General features: G+C 73.9%; 19 protein-coding genes. 6 read left to right on the top strand and 13 right to left on the bottom strand.

Going from position 1 to position 19,629, the window contains the following annotated elements:
- Window positions 1–5: 5 nt before the first annotated feature.
- The 11 genes from L3X23_RS26665 to L3X23_RS26615 all read right to left on the bottom strand — a co-directional run bounded on the left by L3X23_RS26665 (window position 6) and on the right by L3X23_RS26615 (window position 11,682).
- A complete protein-coding gene (locus L3X23_RS26665; protein ID WP_237195507.1) occupies window positions 6–1,073 on the bottom strand; it encodes a glycosyltransferase family 4 protein in 1,068 nt (355 codons plus the stop codon).
- Window positions 1,074–1,206: 133 nt separating this feature from the next.
- Window positions 1,207–2,727, bottom strand: coding sequence for an FAD-dependent oxidoreductase (locus L3X23_RS26660; protein ID WP_237195505.1), 1,521 nt, complete (start codon window positions 2,725–2,727; stop codon window positions 1,207–1,209).
- Window positions 2,724–3,674, bottom strand: coding sequence for an alcohol dehydrogenase catalytic domain-containing protein (locus L3X23_RS26655; RefSeq protein ID WP_093085124.1), 951 nt, complete (start codon window positions 3,672–3,674; stop codon window positions 2,724–2,726). The genes L3X23_RS26660 and L3X23_RS26655 overlap by 4 nt, the downstream gene beginning before the upstream one ends.
- Window positions 3,671–3,952 carry a YciI family protein gene (locus tag L3X23_RS26650; protein WP_093085638.1) on the bottom strand — a complete coding sequence of 94 codons (282 nt, stop codon included), beginning with the start codon at window positions 3,950–3,952 and terminating at the stop codon, window positions 3,671–3,673. The genes L3X23_RS26655 and L3X23_RS26650 overlap by 4 nt, the downstream gene beginning before the upstream one ends.
- 46 nt (window positions 3,953–3,998) lie before the next feature.
- Complete coding sequence (locus L3X23_RS26645; protein ID WP_237195503.1) at window positions 3,999–4,904, bottom strand: LysR family transcriptional regulator; 906 nt, start codon at window positions 4,902–4,904, stop codon at window positions 3,999–4,001.
- Window positions 4,904–6,610, bottom strand: a complete 1,707-nt coding sequence (locus tag L3X23_RS26640; protein ID WP_237195502.1) for an FAD-binding protein — start codon at window positions 6,608–6,610, stop codon at window positions 4,904–4,906. Before L3X23_RS26640 ends, L3X23_RS26645 begins: the two co-directional genes overlap by 1 nt.
- Complete coding sequence (locus tag L3X23_RS26635; RefSeq protein ID WP_237195501.1) at window positions 6,603–7,427, bottom strand: shikimate dehydrogenase; 825 nt, start codon at window positions 7,425–7,427, stop codon at window positions 6,603–6,605. Before L3X23_RS26635 ends, L3X23_RS26640 begins: the two co-directional genes overlap by 8 nt.
- Window positions 7,424–8,245 (bottom strand): sugar phosphate isomerase/epimerase, encoded by an 822-nt coding sequence (locus L3X23_RS26630; RefSeq protein ID WP_237195500.1) that lies wholly within the window; start codon window positions 8,243–8,245, stop codon window positions 7,424–7,426. The genes L3X23_RS26635 and L3X23_RS26630 overlap by 4 nt, the downstream gene beginning before the upstream one ends.
- A complete protein-coding gene (locus L3X23_RS26625) occupies window positions 8,242–9,312 on the bottom strand; it encodes a Gfo/Idh/MocA family protein (protein WP_237195499.1) in 1,071 nt (356 codons plus the stop codon). Before L3X23_RS26625 ends, L3X23_RS26630 begins: the two co-directional genes overlap by 4 nt.
- Window positions 9,312–10,649, bottom strand: a complete 1,338-nt coding sequence (locus L3X23_RS26620; RefSeq protein ID WP_237195498.1) for an MFS transporter — start codon at window positions 10,647–10,649, stop codon at window positions 9,312–9,314. Before L3X23_RS26620 ends, L3X23_RS26625 begins: the two co-directional genes overlap by 1 nt.
- Window positions 10,650–10,785: 136 nt before the next feature.
- Complete coding sequence (locus L3X23_RS26615) at window positions 10,786–11,682, bottom strand: LysR family transcriptional regulator (RefSeq protein ID WP_237195497.1); 897 nt, start codon at window positions 11,680–11,682, stop codon at window positions 10,786–10,788.
- A gap of 123 nt (window positions 11,683–11,805) precedes the next feature.
- Here L3X23_RS26615 and L3X23_RS26610 point away from each other — a divergent pair, with 123 nt between their 5' ends.
- From L3X23_RS26610 to L3X23_RS26600, 3 genes are read left to right on the top strand one after another with little or no spacing between them, the layout of a single operon-like run.
- The gene (locus L3X23_RS26610; protein WP_237195496.1) at window positions 11,806–13,467 is read left to right on the top strand and encodes an FAD-dependent oxidoreductase; all 1,662 of its coding nucleotides are present in this window, start codon (window positions 11,806–11,808) and stop codon (window positions 13,465–13,467) included.
- 60 nt (window positions 13,468–13,527) lie between these two features.
- Window positions 13,528–13,899, top strand: a complete 372-nt coding sequence (locus tag L3X23_RS26605) for a VOC family protein (protein WP_237195494.1) — start codon at window positions 13,528–13,530, stop codon at window positions 13,897–13,899.
- Entirely contained in the window at window positions 13,896–14,585 is a 690-nt protein-coding gene (locus tag L3X23_RS26600) for an SDR family NAD(P)-dependent oxidoreductase (RefSeq protein ID WP_237195493.1), read from the top strand. Before L3X23_RS26605 ends, L3X23_RS26600 begins: the two co-directional genes overlap by 4 nt.
- Before the next feature lie 51 nt (window positions 14,586–14,636).
- Here L3X23_RS26600 and L3X23_RS26595 read toward each other — a convergent pair whose 3' ends face one another.
- Together L3X23_RS26595 and L3X23_RS26590 are read right to left on the bottom strand one after the other, a co-directional pair.
- Window positions 14,637–15,974 (bottom strand): MFS transporter, encoded by a 1,338-nt coding sequence (locus L3X23_RS26595; RefSeq protein WP_093085157.1) that lies wholly within the window; start codon window positions 15,972–15,974, stop codon window positions 14,637–14,639.
- Between the two features lie 155 nt (window positions 15,975–16,129).
- On the bottom strand, window positions 16,130–16,912 hold the full coding sequence (locus tag L3X23_RS26590; RefSeq protein WP_093085160.1) for an IclR family transcriptional regulator: 783 nt from the start codon (window positions 16,910–16,912) through the stop codon (window positions 16,130–16,132).
- 168 nt (window positions 16,913–17,080) lie between these two features.
- Here L3X23_RS26590 and L3X23_RS26585 point away from each other — a divergent pair, with 168 nt between their 5' ends.
- From L3X23_RS26585 to L3X23_RS26575, 3 genes are read left to right on the top strand one after another with little or no spacing between them, the layout of a single operon-like run.
- Window positions 17,081–17,986 (top strand): hypothetical protein, encoded by a 906-nt coding sequence (locus L3X23_RS26585; RefSeq protein ID WP_237195491.1) that lies wholly within the window; start codon window positions 17,081–17,083, stop codon window positions 17,984–17,986.
- Window positions 17,983–18,714, top strand: a complete 732-nt coding sequence (locus tag L3X23_RS26580) for an HpcH/HpaI aldolase/citrate lyase family protein (RefSeq protein WP_237195489.1) — start codon at window positions 17,983–17,985, stop codon at window positions 18,712–18,714. Before L3X23_RS26585 ends, L3X23_RS26580 begins: the two co-directional genes overlap by 4 nt.
- A 12-nt stretch (window positions 18,715–18,726) precedes the next feature.
- Window positions 18,727–19,617, top strand: a complete 891-nt coding sequence (locus L3X23_RS26575; protein WP_237195488.1) for a DUF6282 family protein — start codon at window positions 18,727–18,729, stop codon at window positions 19,615–19,617.
- Window positions 19,618–19,629 lie beyond the last annotated feature (12 nt).

The raw sequence follows: 19,629 nt of genomic DNA, 5'->3' as shown, positions 1-19,629 counted from the left end.
GGGGATCAGGGCGCGGGGACCGGCGGCGCGCCGGCCCTGCGGGGGTCCGGGGTCGGACCGGGCAGGAGGTCCTCGTAGAGCCGGACGTGCTGGGCGACCATCCGCTCGGTGCTGAACCGGTGGGCGGCGGCCGCCCGGCAGGCGGTGCGGTCGAGCAGCGCGGCGTCCAGGAGCGCCGCGGCCAGCGGGAGGGCGCCCGAGCGCAGGAACCCGGTGACCCCGTCGTCCACGATCTCGGGGGCGGACCCGGCCGGGGTGGCGACGACGGGGGTGCCGGTGGCCAGCGCCTCGATCATCACCAGACCGAACGGCTCCGCCCACTGCATGGGGTTGACGAGGGCGAACGAGTCCCCGACGAGCTCGAGCTTCTCGCTGTGGCCGAGCTCGCCGACGTACTCGACGTCCGCGCACAGCAGCGGCTTGACCTGCGCGTCGAAGTACTCGCGCTCCTCCGGTTCCCGCAGCTTGGCGGCCATGCGCAGCGGGACCCCCGCGGCCCGGGCCGCCAGCGCGGCCTCGCGCGGCCCCTTCTCCGGGGACATCCGTCCCAGGAAGCTCGCGTAACCGCCCTGCCCATCGCCCACCGGGACCGACTCGACGTCCAGGCCGTGGTGGATCACCCCGGCGAGCGGCACCCCGTCGGCGGTGTCCGCCTGGTGCTGCGAGATCGCCACCACCGCGACCCCGCGCATCGCGCGGTAGAGCGGGCCCAGGGTCGCGTCGAACGGGCCGTGCGCGGTGGTCACGACGGGTTGGCCCATCGGGGGACGCCGGTAGAGCGGACCGGCCATCGTGTGGTCGTGCACGAGGTCCACGTCGGTCATGGCGGCGTAGCTCGTGATGGCGTGGCGCAGCTCGGTCACCATGTCGGCACGCACCGGCCCCGCCCTGCCGACCGTCGCGGTCCCGCCCACCCGGGGCACCGGGCACTCGCTCTCGGCCGCGGCGGCGAGCAGCACCTCGTGACCGGCCCGGACCAGTCCGCGGGCCAGGCGGTCGATGACCGACTCGGTGCCGCCGTAGGCGAGCGGGGGAACGGGGACCCCCGGAGGGGCGATGAGACCGACGCGCATGGATGTGGTCCTCGGGAGCGGGCGCGAGTCCTGGCTCGCGACGGGACGGATGCCTGGTCCATGACACCGCCCGGCCGACCTCGTCGACCATCGGCAGAGCGACCCATTCCCGAGACGCCGCCCGCTCGGGCGCTCACCGTCCTCCCTCCGCCCCCGAGACCCCGCGCGCGAGGTGTCGGACCACCCGATAGGCGCGGACGACCGCGGAGGCCAGGGTCGCACCACCGCCCGGATAGCCGTCCCGGAACAGGGTGGCCGCGCAGTTCCCCGCCGCGTACAGCCCGGGGATCGGGTCGCCTGCCGGATCGACGACGCGGCCGTCGAGGTCCGTCGCGAGCCCACCCGCCGTGCCGAGCGCGCCGGCGTGGACCGGGACGGCGAAGAACGGCCCCTGTGCGACGGGGGCGAGGCAGGGGTTGGGCGTGATCGCCGGGTCACCGAGGTGGCGGTCCTGCGGGTTCGCGCCCCGCCCGAAGTCCGGGTCCGCGCCGCGGCGGGCGGCGGCGTTGAACCGGCCCAGGGTCGCGACCAGGCCCGCCGGGTCGATCCCCACCCGCCGCGCCAGCTCGGCCGGGGTGTCCGCGGTGACCATCCAGGGCTCGACGGCGCCGGGTGGCGACCCGGCCACCGGGTACCGCTCGCGGTAGGCCCGGTCGAACACCAGGAACGCGGTGCGACCGGCGAAGGCCCGGTTGAGGTCGTGGTAGTTCAGGGCCTCGTTCACGAACCGCCTGCCGCTGGTGTCGACGGTGACCGAGCCCGGCAGGGTCATCTCGACGTTGCCCATCCGGCCGCTCGGCATGCCGTCGTAGCGGTCGCCGGGCGGCGTGATCACGGGGACGCCCCACACCGCGGTCATCTCGTCGAGGGCCGCCCCGCGGGCGAGGCCGAGCGCGTCGCCGGTGTTCGAGGGTGCGCTGATCGGCGTGATCTCGGCCGCGAGGTGGCGTCGCCGCAGGTCGGCGTTCCACTCGAAGCCGCCCGACGCGAGCAGGACCGCGCCCGCCGCGACCGTCTCCTCCCCGAGCCGGACGGTCCCGTGGCCGAGCGCGGTCACGGGCGTCCCGGCGAGGATCTCGACGCCCCGGTCCAGCGCGGCGACCAACAGCCGCCCGACGAGCGCGCCACCCATGGTGCGGACGCCGTCGGCCTCGCGCTGTTTGACCACCTCCGGGCCGGCCGAGCGGTCGTCCCGTTCGGACATGGTGAGCAGCGGGAAGTAGGTCGGCGGGCGGATCCGCTCGGCCAGCCCCGGCCACGGGCGCGGGTCGAACGGCTCCTGGTCGAGGCCCCGTCCGTGCGCCGCGCCGGGCCGGTCGGGGTGGTAGTCGGGCCGGGGCAGTGGCCGCATCCGGACGCCGACCCGGGTCAGCATCGCGATCGCGCGCGGCACGTCCTCGACGAACGCCGCGATCTCGGACGCCGACATCCGGCCGGTGCCGAGGTACGCCCGCGCCGCCCCGGGGCTGTCCGGCGTGGACATCAGCGCGTTGTTCGGGGCCCAGATCACACCCCCGCCCACGGCGGTGGTGCCGCCCAGCTGCGCCGCCTTCTCCACCACGAGCACCGACAGCCCGGCCTCCGCGGCCCCGACGGCGGCGGTCAGCCCGGCCGCCCCCGATCCGACCACCACGAGGTCGTGGCCGCCGTTCACAGGAGCACCGCGATCTTGCCGAGCTCGGTGCGCAGGAGCCCGAAGGCGTCGCCGACCTCGGCGAACGGCACCCGGCGGGTGACCAGCGCGGCGGCGGGTTCGGGATGGGCGGCCAGCAGCTCGAGCGCCTCCCCGATCCGCCGCAGGCTGTTGCGGCTGCCGAGCAGGTCGAGGTCCTTGACCGGCAGCGTGCGCATCGAGAGCGTGACGGGCCGGTCGGAGATGCCGACGAGCACGACCCGGCCCGCGGTGGCCACGCTCTCGACCGCGGTGGTGAACGCGCTCGGCGCGCCGGTCGCCTCGAGGACGAGCGACGGCTGCCGCCCGTCCGGCTCGATCGCCCCGAACCCGCGCGCGAAGGCGGCACGGTCGGGGTTCACGTCCGTGGCGACCACCTCCACGCCCAGCGCGGTGAGGTGCAGGGTGGCCAGCAGCCCGATCGGCCCGCAGCCCAGGACGAGGGCCCGCTCGTCCTTCTCCGGCCGCCCGCGCAGCACCGCCTGCATGGCGATGCTGGTGGGTTCGGCGAGCGCCGCGACCTCCGTGGGCATCCCGTCCGGCACGCGGAACAGGTCGGTCACCGGCACGGCGACCAGCTCGGCGAGGCCGCCGTCGGTGTAGCAGCCGAGCACCGACGAGCGGGCGCAGGCGTTGATCCGCCCGATCCCGCACGCGTGGCACTCCCCGCACCAGCGGATCGGCGAGACCGCCACCCGGTCGCCGGGGAGGAAGCCGGATCCGGCGGGCGCGGTCTCCACGGTCCCGGCCAGCTCGTGACCCTGGACGATCGGCAGCTCGGTGGCGTAGTCGTCCTCCCAGATGTGCAGGTCGGTGCCGCACAGGGTGACGGCGCGGATCCGGACGAGCGCCTCCCCCGGTCCGGGCACGGGCGCGGGCACCTCGTCGATCACGACGTGCTCGCGGGAGAGGGTCCGCGCGACCCTCACCGCAGACCGCCGAAGACGATGGACCAGCCGCGCACGGTGCGCTCGCCGATCAGCCCCTCCTGCCGGAACGGATCGCCGTCCAGGAGGTGCTCGACCTGCGCGTCGGACTCCGCTTCGAGGAGCAGCAGCGCGCCGGTGCCGTCGGCCAGCGGGCCGGAGGCGCGCAGGGTGCCCGCCTCGTGGAGATCGGCCAGGAAGTCCTTGTGGCGGGGCCGGTGCGCGTCGCGGGCGACGTCGGTGTCCGGGCCGTAGGTGTAGGTGACCGCGTAGATGCCCATGTCCTTCACGGTGCGCCCCGCGGACTGCGCCGGTCCAACACTCGATTCAGGACGGTTCATGTGCGGATCGCACAGGATCGGGCAGCACGCGGGCGGCGACCGCGAGCAGGGCCCGGACCGCCTCCGTCATCCGACCCTCGTCCCACAGCAGCGCGCTGTGCAGCTCCGGGGCGGGGGCCGCGAGGGGGATCCAGACCGCGCCCGACGGCATGATCGGCCGCACGCACGTCGGCGCCAGCGAGACCCCGAGACCGGCCGCGACCAGCGACAACACCACGTACGGATCCTTCACCTGCTGGGCGATCCGCGGCCGGAAGCCCGCCGCCTGGCAGGCCGTGAGCAGGACCGCCCGCAGCGCGGACTGGCCCGGCATCAGCACCCAGTCCTCGCCCGCGAGCTCGGGCAGGGCGATCTCGCCGCGGTCGGCGAACCGGTGATCCGGCGGCACGACGGCGCCGAGCCGCTCGATGCTGATCGTGCGGGTGGACGGGGTGCCGGGCACCGGGAGCCCGACGAAGGACACGTCCAGCGCGCCGCGCTCGACCATCCCCAGCGCGTCCTCGGTGGTGACCCGGTCCACCAGCTCCAGCTCGACGTGCGGGTGCCGGGTCCGCAGCGCGCGGGTCAGCGGCGGGAGCGTGAGGCGGTTGAGCGCCCCGGACAGGCCGAGCCGGACCCGGCCGTAGACCTCCCCGGGGCCGGCGCGCGTGGCGCGGAGCGCGAGATCCAGGTCCTCGACGATCCGTCGGGCGTGCGGCACCAGCGCGTGCCCCGCCGAGGTCAGCGTGACGGCCCGGGTGGTGCGGTCGAACAGCGGCGCGCCCACCTGGCGTTCGAGCTTCTTGATGGTCTGGCTCAGCGGGGACTGGGCCATGTGGAGGCGCTCCGCCGCGCGCCCGAAGTGCAGCTCCTCGGCCACGGCGAGGAACGCCTCCACCCAGCGGACGTCCATCAGCTCTGCGCGGCGTGCCTTGCCGCGAGGTAGCCGAAGGTCAGGCCCGCGCCGACCTGGCAGCCCGCACCGGGATACTCCGACGCCATGATCGAGTTCGCGTCGTTGCCCACGGCGTAGAGGCCCGGGACCGGTCGGTCGCGGTCGTCGAGCACCCGGGCGTCGACGTCCGTGCGCAGACCCAGCGCGCTGGCCAGCGGCGTCGGGACCACGGCGATCGCGTAGAACGGCGCCGTCTCGACGGGCCCGAGGTTGGGGTTCGGACCGTGGGCCGGATCGCCCGCCGCCAGGCCGAACGGGCTCTGCCCCTTGCCGAACTCCTCGTCGATCCCGGTGCGCGCGAAGCGGTTGGCGTCCGCGACGGTGCGCTCCAGGCCGTCCGGGTCCACGCCGATCTCGGCCGCCAGCGCGCGCACGGTGGCGCCGGTGCGCAGGTAGCCGCTCCTCAGGAAGGGCCGCAGGCGCAGCGCGGGCAGGTGCGGGTGCACCATTCCGAGCCCGTAGCGCGCCAGTGTCCGGGAGTCGACGACGAGCCAGGCCGGGACCGTCGGGACGTCCTTGTGCGAGTCGTACATCGCCCGGGTGAAGCGGTGGTAGGACACCGACTCGTCGACGAACCGACGCCCGGCGGAGTTGACCGCGAGGATGCCCGGCTTCGCCCGGTCCCAGATGTGCGGGAACACCGCCGTCGACCCGTCCCGGCGGCGCCCGATCGAGCTGGGGAACCACAGGGCGTTGTCGTCCCGGGGCTCGCCGAGGGCACCGCCCACCGCCTCCGCGAGCGCGATCGAGTCACCGGTCGCGCCCTCGCCGACCCGGGTGAACTGCGGCGTCGGGCTCGGCATGTGGCGCTCGCGCAGCTCCGGGCTGGCCGCGAACCCGCCCGCCGCGAGGACCACGCCCTTGCGCGCCCGGACCCGGACCGTCTCGCCGCGCCGGGACACCACCGCTCCCACGACCCGGCCGTCCTCGCACACCAGCTCGAGGCTCCGGGCGGTGAACCAGACCTCGCCGCCGCGCCGCTCCAGCTGGTGGTACAGGTTCGCGACCAGCGCGTTCCCCATCGCCAGCCGGGTGCCGCGCGGGTAGCCGCGGAGCAGGTCGAGCACCCAGCGCACGCCGAGCCGCAACGCGGTGGCCAGGCCCCGCGGCGACCCGCTGAAGAGCGTGAGCAGCTCGTTGACCTCGGGCCGCCGGACCATCAGCGTGCCGCGGAACAGCGCGAACTCCGGCACCGGGCGGCGGACCCGGCCGAAGCGGCCCCGGCCGAGCACCCGGCCGTCGAAGGTCTTCGGTTCCAGCGCCCGCCCGAGCCCGTAACCGCTCACCTCGGGGTGGTAGTCCACGACGGCCTTGCTGTGCCAGAAGTCGACCCCGAGCTCCCGCAGCCGGGCGAGCATGGCGGGGCCGTGGTCGAGGTAGGCCTCGCGCAGCGCGCGCGGCGCCCGGTCACCGACCAGGGTGTCCAGGTAGCGGCTCGCCTCGGCGCGGTCGTGCGCCGGATCCGCCTGCATCGGGTGGCCGGGCACCCAGCAGGTGCCCGCGGAGTACGCGGTGGTGCCGCCGAGCCACTCGGTCTTCTCGAGCACCAGCGTGCGCAGCCCCTCCCCCGCCCCGACGACGGCGGCGCCGAGCCCGCCGGCGCCGGACCCGAGGACCAGCAGGTCGACGTCGTGGTCCCAGTGGTCGGACACGTGCTCAGACATCGGTGAGTTCTCCCAGGTGGCGGCGCATCCGAGCGAGGTCGGGGGTGGCGCCGGTGAGCAGGGCGAGGGTGTCCGCGGCCTGCGCGACGAGCATCGCGCCGCCGTCGAGGACGCGGTGGCCACGGGCGCGGGCCACCGCGAGCAGCTCCGTCTCCAGCGGACGGTAGACGCACTCGGCGACCCACTGCCCCGGCCGGAGCAGCGTGGGATCGAACGGGAGGCCGGGATGGCCGGTCATCCCGATCGGGGTGGCGTTCACGATCCCGTCGAGGTCGCCCTCCCAGCCGACGCCGATCTCGGCGCCCGGGAACGCGGCCCGCAGCCGGCCCGCGAGCGCGCTGGCGCGCGCCGGATCGGCGTCGACGATCCGCACCGCCGCGCCGACCCCGACCAGCGCGTACGCCACCGCCGATCCGGCTCCCCCGGCGCCGATCACGGCGACCCGGCCGAGTGCCGCGTCCGGCAGCCCGTGCCGCAACCCCGCCAGGAACCCGCTGTGGTCGGTGTTGTGCCCGGTCAGGACTCCGTCCCGCACGACGACGGTGTTGACCGCGCCGAGGGCGGCGGCCGCGGGCGACAGCGCGTCGAGCTGGGCCAGCACGCCCTGTTTCACGGGGTGGGTCACGTTGAACCCCGTGATCCCGTCCGCCACGGCGGCGCGCAGGGTGAGGTCGGGCTCGACGTCCAGGTCGCGCACCGAGTACGTGTAGTCCAGGCCCAGGGCGGCGGCCTCGCGCTCGTGCAGCGCGGGCGAGAGCGAACCGCCGATCCCGGCGCCGACCAGCGCGACCCGGTGCGCCGTCAGGAAGGTGGTCACGCGACCAGCTCCCGGACGGCGTCGAGGTTGCGCCGGGCGAGATCGAGGTCGGCCAGGCCCAGGTGCGGCACCTCGACGCTCAGCGGGGTCCCCGCGGGCGCCGCGGCCACCAGCTCGGCCAGCGGGAGCTCCCCGGAACCGATGATCCCGCGCTGCACCCGCGCCTCGACCTGCAGCACCGATCCGTCCGCCTTCATGCCGAGCGGCAGCTCGGCGGGCAGGTCGAGGTGGGTCGGCGCCTCCAGGGGGCCGTCGCAGAGCTGCAGGCAGGGGACGAGCGCGGGGTCCAAGACGCGGACGTCCTCCAGCGAGCTGCCGCCACGTCGGAGGTGGAGGGCGTCGAGCAGGACCGCGGCGCCCGCCGCCGCGGCCAGCTCCCCTGCCTCCCGGACGGTGCTCACCGGCTGGTAGCTGATGGGCTCGAGGGTGGGCAGGATGCCGACCGCCCGGGCGTCCGCGGTCAGGGCGGCGAGGGTGTCCGTCAGCCGCGAGCGGTCCGGGTCCACCCCGACGACGCTGAGCGTGCGGGCGCCGAGCGCGGCGCCCGCGTCCAGCGCGGGCTTCCAGTCCGCGGGCCCGGTCTCCGGGCCGAGGGTCAGGAACTCGACGTCTCGCACCTCGAGACCGGTGTCGGCGAGTCGCCGCAGCGTCTCCTTCGACATCGGCGAGCCCGGTTCCATGGGGTACTGGTGCTCGCCCGCGGTCACGGCCTTCACCCGGACGCCGACGAAGTCGTAGCCCGCCGCGGCGGCGGTCGCGACGAGCTCGGGCGGGCTGAGCCGCAGGAGCGTGAGGTGCGCGATCCCGATCGGGGTCATGCGGGGATCTCCTCCCTGGTGGTGGGGACCGGTTCGGGGTGGCCGGACGCGGCCGAGCGGTAGAGCGCGGTGAGGATCGCCAGCGACTTCGCCGCCTCGCGGCCGGTCACGGCGGGCGCACGCCCCTCCCGGACGGCGGCGACGAAATCGGCGATCTGCAGGGCGTGGAACGGGGCGAGCGACCCGTTGATCGCGGCCAGGTCGAGGTCCGGGACGAGCCCGCCGCCGAACGGGGACGAGACGGCGGCGGCGCCGGGCACGGCCCACACGTCGAGCCGCGCCTCGCTCCCCTCCGGGTACTCCGCGAGCCCGACCGTGGCCCCGGTCGAGCCGCTGACCTGCACCCGCGTCCCGAGACCCGGGGTCATCGCCGTCGACGCGGCGAGCGTGGCCAGGCCGCCGCCCGCGAACCGGATCGTCGCGACGGCGGTGTCCTCGACCTCGACGGGGTGCGTCACGGTGGTGTGCGCGGCCGAGACCTCGACGGCCTCGCCCGCGCCGTTCATGAACCACTGCAGCAGGTCGATGTTGTGCACGGCCTGGGTCATCAGGACCCCGCCGCCGTCGGTCGCCCAGGTGCCGCGCCAGGCCGCGGCCGTGTAGTACTCCGGCTCGCGGTGCAGCAGCACCGAGGCGTGCCCGAGGACCGGGCGGCCGAGCGTCCCGTCGTCGAGCGCGGCCCGGATGCGGCGCGCGGCGGGCCAGAACCGGCGTTGGAACAGCACGCCCAGCTGCACGCCCGCCGCCTCCGCGGCGGCGATCATGCGGCCCGCCGCGCCGAGGTCGACGGCGATCGGCTTCTCGCACAGCACGTGCACCCCGTGTGCCGCGGCCCGGACGACGACGGCCTCGTGGGTGGGGTGCGGCGTGCACACGCTCACCAGGTCGAGACCCAGCCCGAACAGCTCCTGCGGGTCGACGGCCCGGGTACCGAACCGCGCGGCGAGGGCGGCGGCACGAGCCGGGTCGACGTCCGCGACGGCGACCAGCTCGACGTCCGTGAGCGCGCGGTAGGCGGCGGCGTGGTTGCCGGCCACGTTGCCGCAGCCGATCACTGCGACCCGCATCAGGAGGCGACGCGTGCCGGGACGGGTGCGCTGGACCGCGACCGGCCGAGCTCGGCGGTGGGGACCCTGAAGGTCTCCGGCCCGGTCAGCGCCGCGATCGCCGAGGCGGCCACGAAGCCCGCGCACAACCAGGCCACCGGGAGCCAGTTCGCCTGGTCGCCCGCCGTCAGCGCGGTGGCCCAGAGCGGGGTGAACCCGGCCGCCAGCAGCCCGACCATCAGGCCGATCGCCATGCCGGAGTAGCGGACCCGGGCCGGGAACTGCTCCGGGAAGTAGGCCGGGTAGATGCCGTTCGGCGCGGCGTAGCAGAAGCCGATCAGCAGCACGGCGCTCAGGTAGATCCACGGGACGTTCTGGGTGCCGATGGCGTGGAAGAACACGAAGACCATCGCCCCCACGCCGACCAGCCCGGTCACGAACACGGGCTTGCGGCCGACGCGGTCGGCGAGCATGCCGTAGAGCGGCTGGGTCAGCACGGCGACCGCGTTGGCCACCGATATCACCGCGAGCATCGTCGGCCGCGAGATCCCCTCGACCTGGGTGGCGTAGGCGAGGGCGAAGACGTTGACGATGGTGTTGACCATGGCGAAGCTGGCGCAGACGGCGATCCGGAGCACGGTGAGCCAGTGGTCGCGGAACAGCTCGACGATCGGGGCCTTGGCCGTCTCCGCGGTCTCCTGCAGCTCGTGGAAGACCTCGGGCTCCTGCAGCGAGCGGCGCAGGAAGTAGGCGACCCCGGTCACCGCGATGGACAGCCAGAACGGGATCCGCCAGCCCCACGACAGCAGCTGGTCCTCGGGCAGGGCCGCGACCGGGATGAACACGAGGCTCGACACCACGATGCCGAACATGATGCCGCTCATGGTGAAGCTGGCGAAGAACGCGCGCCTGCGGTCGGGGGCGTGCTCCATGGACAGCGAGCTGGCGCCGGGCGACTCACCTCCCGCCGACAGGCCCTGGAGCAGGCGCAACAGCACGAGGATGATCGGCGCGGCCACGCCGATCGACTGGTAGGAGGGCAGGCAGCCGATCAGGAAGGTCGACAGGCCCATCAGCAGCAGGGTGGCCATCAGCGCGTTGCGCCTGCCGAACCGGTCGCCGAAGTGGCCGAACAGGATCGCGCCGAGGGGACGGGCGACGTAGGCCACGCCGAGGGTGGCGATGGACAGCAGCGCCCCGGTGGCGCCCGCGTCGGGGAAGAAGACCTTCCCGAACACGAGCGCCGCGGCGGAGCCGTAGATGAAGAAGTCGTAGTACTCGAGGGTGCTGCCCAGGAAGCCGGAGACCGCGGCCTTCCTCGGGTTGTTGCGGGTCGGGGCCGATGCCGTACTGGACATGGCGTTCCTTTCGAACCGGCGACGTCGACGGGGGCGCCTGACGAGGAGCCCTGCGGAGATGACGACGAGGGTTGCACCGGAAACCAAGTCCGTCCAACACTCAGTTTCACTGACTCCATGCTTCCAGCGCACACAATCAGTCCGTGGGCGTCGGGAGTACCTCCTCCGCGATCTCCAGGACCGCCTTCAGCACCGGGGAAGGGTTGTCCGGCAGCCAGGCCAGCGCGTGCCGCATGTAGGTGGGCTCGCCACGGAGCGGGACGAACACCGACGACGCGGGCATGATGTGCTGCACCCCCTCCGCCATCAGCGCCACGCCGACGCCCGCCGACACCAGCGTCAGGATCATGTACGGGTCGGTGATCTCCTGGACGATCCGCGGCCGGAAGCCGGCGTTCGCGCAGGCCTGAGCCGTGAGCTGGGCCAGCGAAGACCCGACGTCCAGGGGCAGGGTGATGAACCCGTCCTCGGCGAGGTCGCCGAGGTCCACCTCGGCCTCGCCCGCGAGCGGATGGTCGATCGGCAGCGCCACGCCGAGCCGCTCCTTCCCGATCAACCGCGTGCACACCGGCGAGGGCTCGAGGGGCAGACCCACGAACACGATGTCCAGGGCGCCGCGTTCGACCTGCTCCACGCCGTCTCGGGTCATGACGCGCCCGGTCAGCGAGAGCGTGACGTCCGGGTAGCGCTGGCGGACCGCCCTGGTCAGCGGCGGGAGCGTGAGGTGGTTGAGCGCGCCGGAGAAGCCGATCGAGACGGTGCCGTAGACGACCCCGTCGGTCGCTCGGCTGGCCTGCCTGCCCAGCTCCAGCTCCTCGAACACGCGCCGGGCGTGGGGCAGCAGCGCGTGCCCGGCGGGAGTGAGCGACACGCTGCGGGTGCTCCGGTCGAACAGGCTGGTCCCGAGCTCGCGCTCCAGCCTGCGGATGGTCTGGCTGAGCGGGGACTGCGCGAGGTTCAACCGCGCCGCCGCACGCCCGAAGTGCAGCTCCTCGGCGACCGCGATGAACGCCTCCAGCCAACGGATCTCCACGACGACTCCTCCCTTGCGCAGGACGGAATCCCACATATAGTCGGCTGCCGACACAGTAAGTGTGAGATTCAGCATCGAATGCTACACAGTCTCAGACCGTTTCACACAGAGGGGACCAACGCCGTGACCCGGTACGACGTCGTCGTGGTCGGCTCGGGAGCCGGTGGGCTCGCCGCGGCCGTCGCCGCGGCCCATGGGGGACGACGCGTCCTCGTCCTGGAGCGGGACACCGTCTGCGGCGGTGCGACCGCGTGGTCCGGCGGCTGGATGTGGGCGCCGGGCAACCCGCTCGCCCGCGCCGACGGCGTCGACGAGGACCCCGCCGAGTTCCGCAGCTACCTGCACGCCGCGCTCGGCAAGGACTACGACGCCGAACGCGTCGACGCGTTCCTGGACGCCGCACCCGAGATGGTCCGGTTCTTCCACACCGAGACCGCCCTGCGGTTCGTGCCGGGCGCGCGGATCTGCGACGTCTACGGCGACCTGCCCGGCGCGGGCACCGGCCATCGGTCCGTCGCACCGCAGCCCGTGGACCTGCGAGAGCTCGGTCCGGAGGTCGCGCGGCTGCTGCGCCGCCAGCTCTACGAGACCTCGTTCCTCGGCATGGGGATCATGGCGGGCGACGACCTCGGGCTCTTCCTGTCCGCCTCCCGGGGCGACCCGCGCGGGCTGCTGCACGCGACCCGCCGGGTCGGGCGGCACCTGCTCGACCTGGTGCGGTTCCGGCGCGGGATGCAGCTGGTCAACGGCACCGCGCTCGTCGGACGGCTGCTGCGCGCCGCGCTCGACGCCGGCGTCGAGATCCAGACGTCCTCCCCCGTACTGGAGCTCGTTCGCGAGGGCGACCGGGTCACCGGTGTGGTCGCGTCCACACCGGACGGACCCCGGACGATCGCCGCGGGCCGCGCCGTGGTGCTCGCCACCGGCGGGTTCCCGCAGGACGTGCGGCGGCGCCGGGCGGTCTTCCCCCGCGGGGAGGAGCACCACACGCTCGCGCCCCCCACCGCGGACGGCGCGGGGATCACGCTCGGCGAGTCCGTGGGCGGCCGGTTGCGCACCGACCTGGCCTCGCCCGCCGCCTGGTGCCCCGTCTCGCTGGTGCCGTTCCGGGTCGGCCGCCGCACGGGCGTGTTCCCGCACATCATGGACCGGGCGAAACCGGGCAGCATCGGGGTGCTGCGCACCGGGCGCCGGTTCGTCAACGAGGCGAACGGTTACCACGACTACGTCACCGCGATGCTCGCCGCGACGCCTGCGGACGAGCCGGTGCAGTCCTGGCAGATCGCCGACGCGCGGTTCGTGCGCCGGTACCCGCTCGGCATGGCCAAGCCGCTGCCCGTGCCGCTGACCCCGTACCTGCGCAGCGGGTACCTCACCCGCGGCCGCACGCTGGAGGAGCTGGCGCGAAGGTGCGGCATCGACGAGGCCGGGCTGGTGTCGACGGTCGCCGAGTTCAACCGCGCCGCCCGCCGCGGCGAGGATCCCGAGTTCGGTCGCGGCTCGACCCCGTTCAACCGCTACGGCGGCGCGCTCGCCCCCCTGGAGAAGGGGCCCTTCTACGCGGTCCGGGTGGTGCCGGGCAGCTTCGGGACGTTCGCCGGGCTCGCCACCGACGCCCGCGCCCGCGTCCTCGACGCCGCGGACGCCCCGATCCCCGGCCTCTACGCCGTGGGGTGCGACCAGGCCAGCGTGATGGGCGGGCACTACCCCGCCGGGGGGATCAACATCGGGCCCGCGATGACCTTCGGGTTCGTCGCCGCCCACGACATCGGAGGTCGGTCGTGAGAATGGACCAGGTCGGCGTGGTCGTGCGGAGCCTCGACGCGGCCGCCGACGGGATGCGCGGTGTTCGGGCTCGAGCCGCACACGCGCGTGGAGAACACCTACCGCCGCACCGAGTACCGCGGTACCGAGATCGACGCGACGGTCGGCGTGCTGCTCTACGACCTCGGCGGCGTCGAGCTCGAGTTCCTCGCCCCGCGCACCGAGGGGAACATCTGGGCGGACCACCTGGCGGAGAAGGGCGAGGGCATGCACCACCTCCGATTCGCCGTGGACTCGCACGCCGCGACCGCCGCGGACCTGCGCGAACGCGGTGTGGAGACCTACCAGCAGGGCGAGTCGATGCGCGGCGGAGGCGTCCGCTACGCCTACTACGACACCGTGTCGCAGCTCGGTTTCCTGATCGAGACGCTCAACCCCGGAGGCACGCCGTGAGGTATCCCGAGGGCGTGCTCGCGCTGGTCACCGGTGGGGCGAGCGGCATCGGCGCCGCCACCGCGGCGCGACTGCGGGAGGCGGGGGTCCGGGTCGTCACCGCGGACCTCGCCCCCGGCGCGGACGAGAAGCTCGACGTGACCGACCCCGATGCCGTCGCCGCGATGGTCGCCGGCATCGGGCCGGTCGGGATCCTGGTCAACAGTGCCGGGATCGTCGGCCCGTCCGGGCCGCTGGTCGATCTCGACCTGGACGCGTGGCGGACCACGTTCCGGGTCAACGTCGAGGGCACGTTCCTGCTCTGCCGCGCCGTCGCTCCGCAGATGGTGGCGGCGGGCTGGGGCCGGATCGTGACGCTGGCCAGCGTCGCCGCCAAGGACGGCAACCCCGGCCAGAGCGCCTACTCGGCGTCGAAGGCCGCGGTGATCGGGCTGACCAAGTCCCTCGGCAAGGAGCTGGCGCGGACCGGCGTGCTGGTCAACGCGGTCGCCCCCGCCGCCGTCTCGACGCCGATGAACGCCCACACCGACCCGGCCGTCCTCGCCCGCTCCCAGTCCCTGACCCCCATGGGTCGGTTCGGCACGGCCGCGGAGATCGCCGAGCTGATCGCCTGGTTGTGCTCCGCGCAGGTCAGCTTCTCGACCGGCGCCGTCTACGACGCCAGCGGCGGCCGGGCGACGTACTGAGTCGGCGTTGAGTCGGCGCCGCGGTTCCGCGGCGGGGCACCGGGGCGGCGCTCACGCCATGTCGACGTCGCGGGTCTCGGGGCCGAGCCAGGCGCCGACGCTGACGAGGAGGCCGCCGATCGCCATCAGGATCGCCGAGGCGTAGGTGGTGCCGAACAGCGCGCCGAGACCGACGAGGTAGTAGGCGTAGAAGGCCGGGACGACGAGGGCGAGGCTGTACCCGATGCCGTAGCCGGTGGAGCGCAGCGCGGCCGGGAAGCGCTCGGTCATGTAGGCGGCGATCGGGCCGAAGGTCAGGATGCCGACGACGAACGCGACGGTCAGCAGCAGGGTCGCGAGCCCGAAGCCGGGATCGGTCGCCCCGGCCAGCAGCGCGGTGGCCCCGCCACCCACCACGGCGACCAGCAGACCGACGCCGATGTAGAAGGGCCGCCGTCCGATGCGCTGGCTCAGCACCCCGGCGATCGGGTAGGTCACGGCGCTCACGGCGGAGGCGATGATCAGGGCGACGGTGAGCTGGGTCGGGGTGAGCCCGGCGACCTTCGAGGTGAGGCCCGGCAGGACCGATGCCGAGATGTTCAGCGCGATCCAGACCCCCGTCATCAGCACGAACACCTGGCCGAGGCTGCGGCGGTTGGCGCCGGTGAAGAGCTGGCGCAAGGGCGAGACCCGCTTGGCGGCGGGCTCGGCGTTCGCCCAGGCCTCGGACTCGGGGACTCGCCGGACGAAGTACACCAGGAACCCGGCCGCCAGCAGGGCGCCGATCACGAACGGGATCCGCCAGCCCCACACGGCGTAGGCCGAGTCCGGGGACCCGGCGGGGAAGATCTGCAGCAGGAGCAGGGTCATCGCCGAGATCAGGCACAGCGCGCCGGGCGAGGTCATGGTGATCAGGCCGCTGGCCAGGCCCCGACGCCGCTTCGGCGTCCACTCCATCGCGAGCGGGATCGCCGCGGTGTACTCCCCGCCGAGGAACACGCCGTCGACCAGGCGCAGCAGGATCACCAGCGCGATCCCCCACAGCCCCACCGACGCGTACCCCGGCAGCAGCCCGATGAGCAGCGTCGTGACCGCGATGCCGGCGATCGCGATGATGGTCGCCTTGCGCCTGCCGGTCCGGTCCGCGATGACGCCGAAGATCGCCGCACCCACCGGGCGGCCGAGGAGTGTGGCGGTGAAGACGAACGCGGCGATGATCGCGGTCGTGCCCGCGTCGAGGCCCGGGGGCACGAAGTACCCCATCGCCGGCGCGAGCACGATCACCGGCAGGTAGATGTCGAACTGGTCGACGAAGTAGCCGACGATCCCGCCGGTCAGGGCGCGTCTGCGATTGGCCCGGTCGAGGGCGACGGGCTGGTCCTGGTCGGGACTGTGGGCGGTCTCGGTCATGGTCTCTCCGATAGGGACCGAGCGTTCCCGCGGGGCGGCAACGCTGCGCGCGAAAGGGGTGGGGTGGTACCGAGCAGACGGAACAGGGCAGACGGAACAGGGCGGTCGGCGCCGAGCGGTCGGCGCCGGTGGGTCAGAGCAGAGTCAGAGCAGAGTCAGAGCAGGGCGGTGAAGTCCTGCGGGAAGTGGTGCTCGCCGCCGAGCTCCTTGCTGAGCTCGTAGGCGGCGCCCGCGAGATCCCGCCACGCCGCACCGGTGGTGTCGACGGGCAGGGTCCGTGCGGTGCCGATGACGGCCATGGAGGCGCAGATCCCCGACTCGTCGAAGACGGGGGCGCCGACCGCGGTGATGTCGGAGTCGAGCAGGTGGGTGCTGGCGAGCCCGGTGTCGCGGGCTCGGGCGACCCCCTCGGCGAGCCGGCGGCGCTCGGCCCCGGCGACGGAGGACACGAGCCGCTCGGCCCGCAGCTGATCCGCCATGAACGCGAGGAACACCTGGCACTGCGCGGAGTCGACCGGGAGCTGGTGGCCGATCCGCACCGTCACGACGACGGGGTTGCTGTTGTCCTCCTCCACCCGCGTGACGACGGGCCCGCTCGCGCCCCACAGGCTGAGCGCCGCCGACAGGCGGGTGCGGCGGGCCAGCGCCACGAGGTGCGGCGGGGCGAGATCGACGACCGCCCGGCGCCCGAGCGAGAAGGCGCCGAGCTGGACGAGCAGCCCGCCGGGGACGAAGGCCGAACCGTCCCGGCTACGCTCGAGCAGGCCCGCCGAGACCAGTGACCCGAAGTAGCGGTGGGTCGTGCTGCGGTTGAGACCCAGCTCGGTCGCGGCGTCCGCCACCGTGAGCAGGGGGCGGTCCGGTCGGAACAGCCCGAGGATCTGGCTGGCGCGGGTCACCGCCTGGATGTCGCCCTGCGAGGCGCCTGGCTCGGTCATCGTGGAACTTCACCATCCGAACGTCGTGTTCGCAATACGGTAACCATGTGCCCCGAGTTCGACAAGAGCCGCCCTTGTGCGCGGGCGCACCGCCATGTCAGGCTCAGTTGTGTTCGCAATGTGAATCTGACACGCACGATGCGAACACGATCCCGCAAAGGAGCTCTCATGGCCTACGGACCCGACGACCCGCGCAGCGGGCTCGCCACCGCCCCGGCGCGCTCGGCGGAGCCGAACGCCCCCGCGCAGTACGTGGACTTCTCCGCCGAGGAGCCGGACGAGGTCAGCGCGCACGGCAGCCGCACCTGGTGGGTGCGCGGACAGAACTTCGCCCTCGCCTACACCCACGCCCGGGCGGGCGAGATCCTCGACCGAGCAGACCAGCCGGACGAGTACGTCGTGCTGTTCCCGCAGGACACGGCCGCCGCCAAGCTCACCGCCGGCACGCAGGAGACCGCGGTCGAGGGCGCGGCGATGGTCGTCGTCCCGGCGGGCGGGAGCCGGGTGGAGATCGGCGCGGACACCGCCGTCGTGCGGTTGTTCTCGGCGGCCTCGCCGGACCTGCTCGCCCGCTGCCGCAACCACGCCGCCTACGCCGAGCCGCATGCGAACGTCGCCCCCTTCGCCCCCTGGCCGGAGCCGGTGGACGGGCAGGCGCTGCGCGTGTACCCGGTGGCCGAGCATCCGTACGCACCGGGCCGCTTCGGGCGGCTGTTCCGCTGCAGCACCTTCATGGTCAACCTGTTCGACCCCGACCTCGGTCCCCGCGACCCCGCCAAGCTCTCCCCCCACCACCACGACGACTTCGAGCAGTGTTCGCTCGCGGTCGACGGGCGCTACGTCCACCACATCCGCAACCCCTGGACCCCGGACATGGCGGACTGGCGGGAGGACGAGCACGTCCACGTCGGCAGCCCGTCCGTGGCGATCATCCCGCCGCCGTCCGTGCACACCAGCCAGTCGGTGAGCCAGGTCCGCAACCAGCTGATCGACATCTTCTGTCCGCCACGCCACGACTTCTCGGCGAAGGACGGCTGGGTGATCAACGCCGCCGAGTACCCGGTGCCGTCGTGACCGCCTTCCGCACCCCCGGCCGCACCGCGATCGGGACCTGGGTCAAGCTCCCGACGAGCGACTCCGTCGAGCTGCTCGCCCGAGCCGGATTCGACTTCCTCGTCGTCGACATGGAGCACGCCCCGCTCGACGTGCTCACCGTCCACCAGCTGCTCGGCACCGCCCGCGGCTGCGGTGTCCCCGCCCTGGTCCGGGTCCCCGACCGCTCCCCGTCGACGATCTCCCGGGTCCTCGACTCCGGAGCGAGCGGGGTGCTCGTCCCGCACGTCGACACCGTGGCGGACGCCCGGTCCGTCGTCTCCGCAGGCCGATTCCCGCCGCACGGTTCCCGCGGCTACGGCCCGACCGTGCGCGCGGGCGCCTGGGGCGCGGACGTCCCGGGCTACCGCGCGGCCGGCGAGCAGGTCGCGGTGGTGCCCCAGCTCGAGAGCCGCGAGGCGGTGGCCGCGGCGCGCGAGATCGGCGCGGTCGAGGGGGTCGGTGCCCTGTTCGTCGGGCCCGCCGACCTCGCCGTCGCCACCGGGCTCGACGCCTCGTCGGCCGAGTTCGCCGCCCTGCTCGACGACGTGGCGAGCGCGGCGAAGGAGCTCGAGCTGCCCCTCGGGACGGCGGTCGGCACGGCCGCCGCCGCCCGCGCCCTGCCCCGCCATCACGACTTCGTCCTCATCGGCAACGACGCGTCGCTGCTCGGCTCGGCCGCCCGCGCGGTCGTGGCCGACGCACGCTGACAGGAGATCACCATGAGCACCACCACCGCGATCGACCAGGTCCTCGACGGGCTCGTCGACATGCACTGCCACTCCGGACCCTCCCCCATGCCGCGCGAGTTCGACCACGCGGGCGGCGCCCGGGACGGCTGGGACCGGCTGCACATGCGCGCCCTGGTGGCTAAGTGCCATCACCACAACACGCAGATGGACGTGCTGTCGCAGAAGGCACTGCTGGCGGACATCCCGACCGAGGTGATCGGCGCGGTCGCCCTGAACTCGACCGTCGGCGGGCTCAACCTCGCCCAGGTGCAGCTCTGCCTCGGGCTCGGTGGCCGGGTCGTCTACCTGCCCACCGTGTCGTCGGGCAGGCACATCGACTGCCACGCCGAGAACCTCGGCTTCCCCACCCCGACCGTGAAGCTGACCGCCGAGCGCATCGAGGTCGTCCGGGACGGCGAGGTCGTGCCCGAGCTGCTGCCGATCTTCGACCTGATCGCGGAGCACGACGCCGTCCTCAACGGCGGGCACCTGCACCCCGAGGACATCACCGCCTGCTTCGCCGCGGCCCGCGAGCGCGGGGTCCGCCGGTTCGTGGTGTCCCACCCGGACTTCGTGATCGGCGCGGACCCGAAGCAGTGCCTGAGCTACATCGAGCAGGGCGCGCTGATCGAGCACGAGCTGCACATGTACGACCCCGCCGCGACCATGCGCTGGCCGATCGAACAGCTGCTGGAGTGGATCTCCGTGCTGGGGCCGGAGAACACGCTGATCGGCTCGGACCTGGGCCAGGCCGGGTTCCCGCGCCCCGTCGACGCGTTCCGCAGGGTCGGCGCGGCCCTGCTCGACCTGGGTCTGGCCGAGAAGGACCTGCGCCGGATCGTGCACGACAACCCCCGCGAGCTGCTGTCGCTCACCGACTGAGCGCCACCGCGG

Source organism: Pseudonocardia sp. WMMC193 (genome assembly GCF_021728735.1).
GTDB classification, from domain to species: Bacteria; Actinomycetota; Actinomycetes; order Mycobacteriales; family Pseudonocardiaceae; genus Pseudonocardia; species Pseudonocardia oroxyli.
Note: the sequence above shows the minus strand (reverse complement) of the source record. Positions and strands in the feature narration are given on the sequence as shown.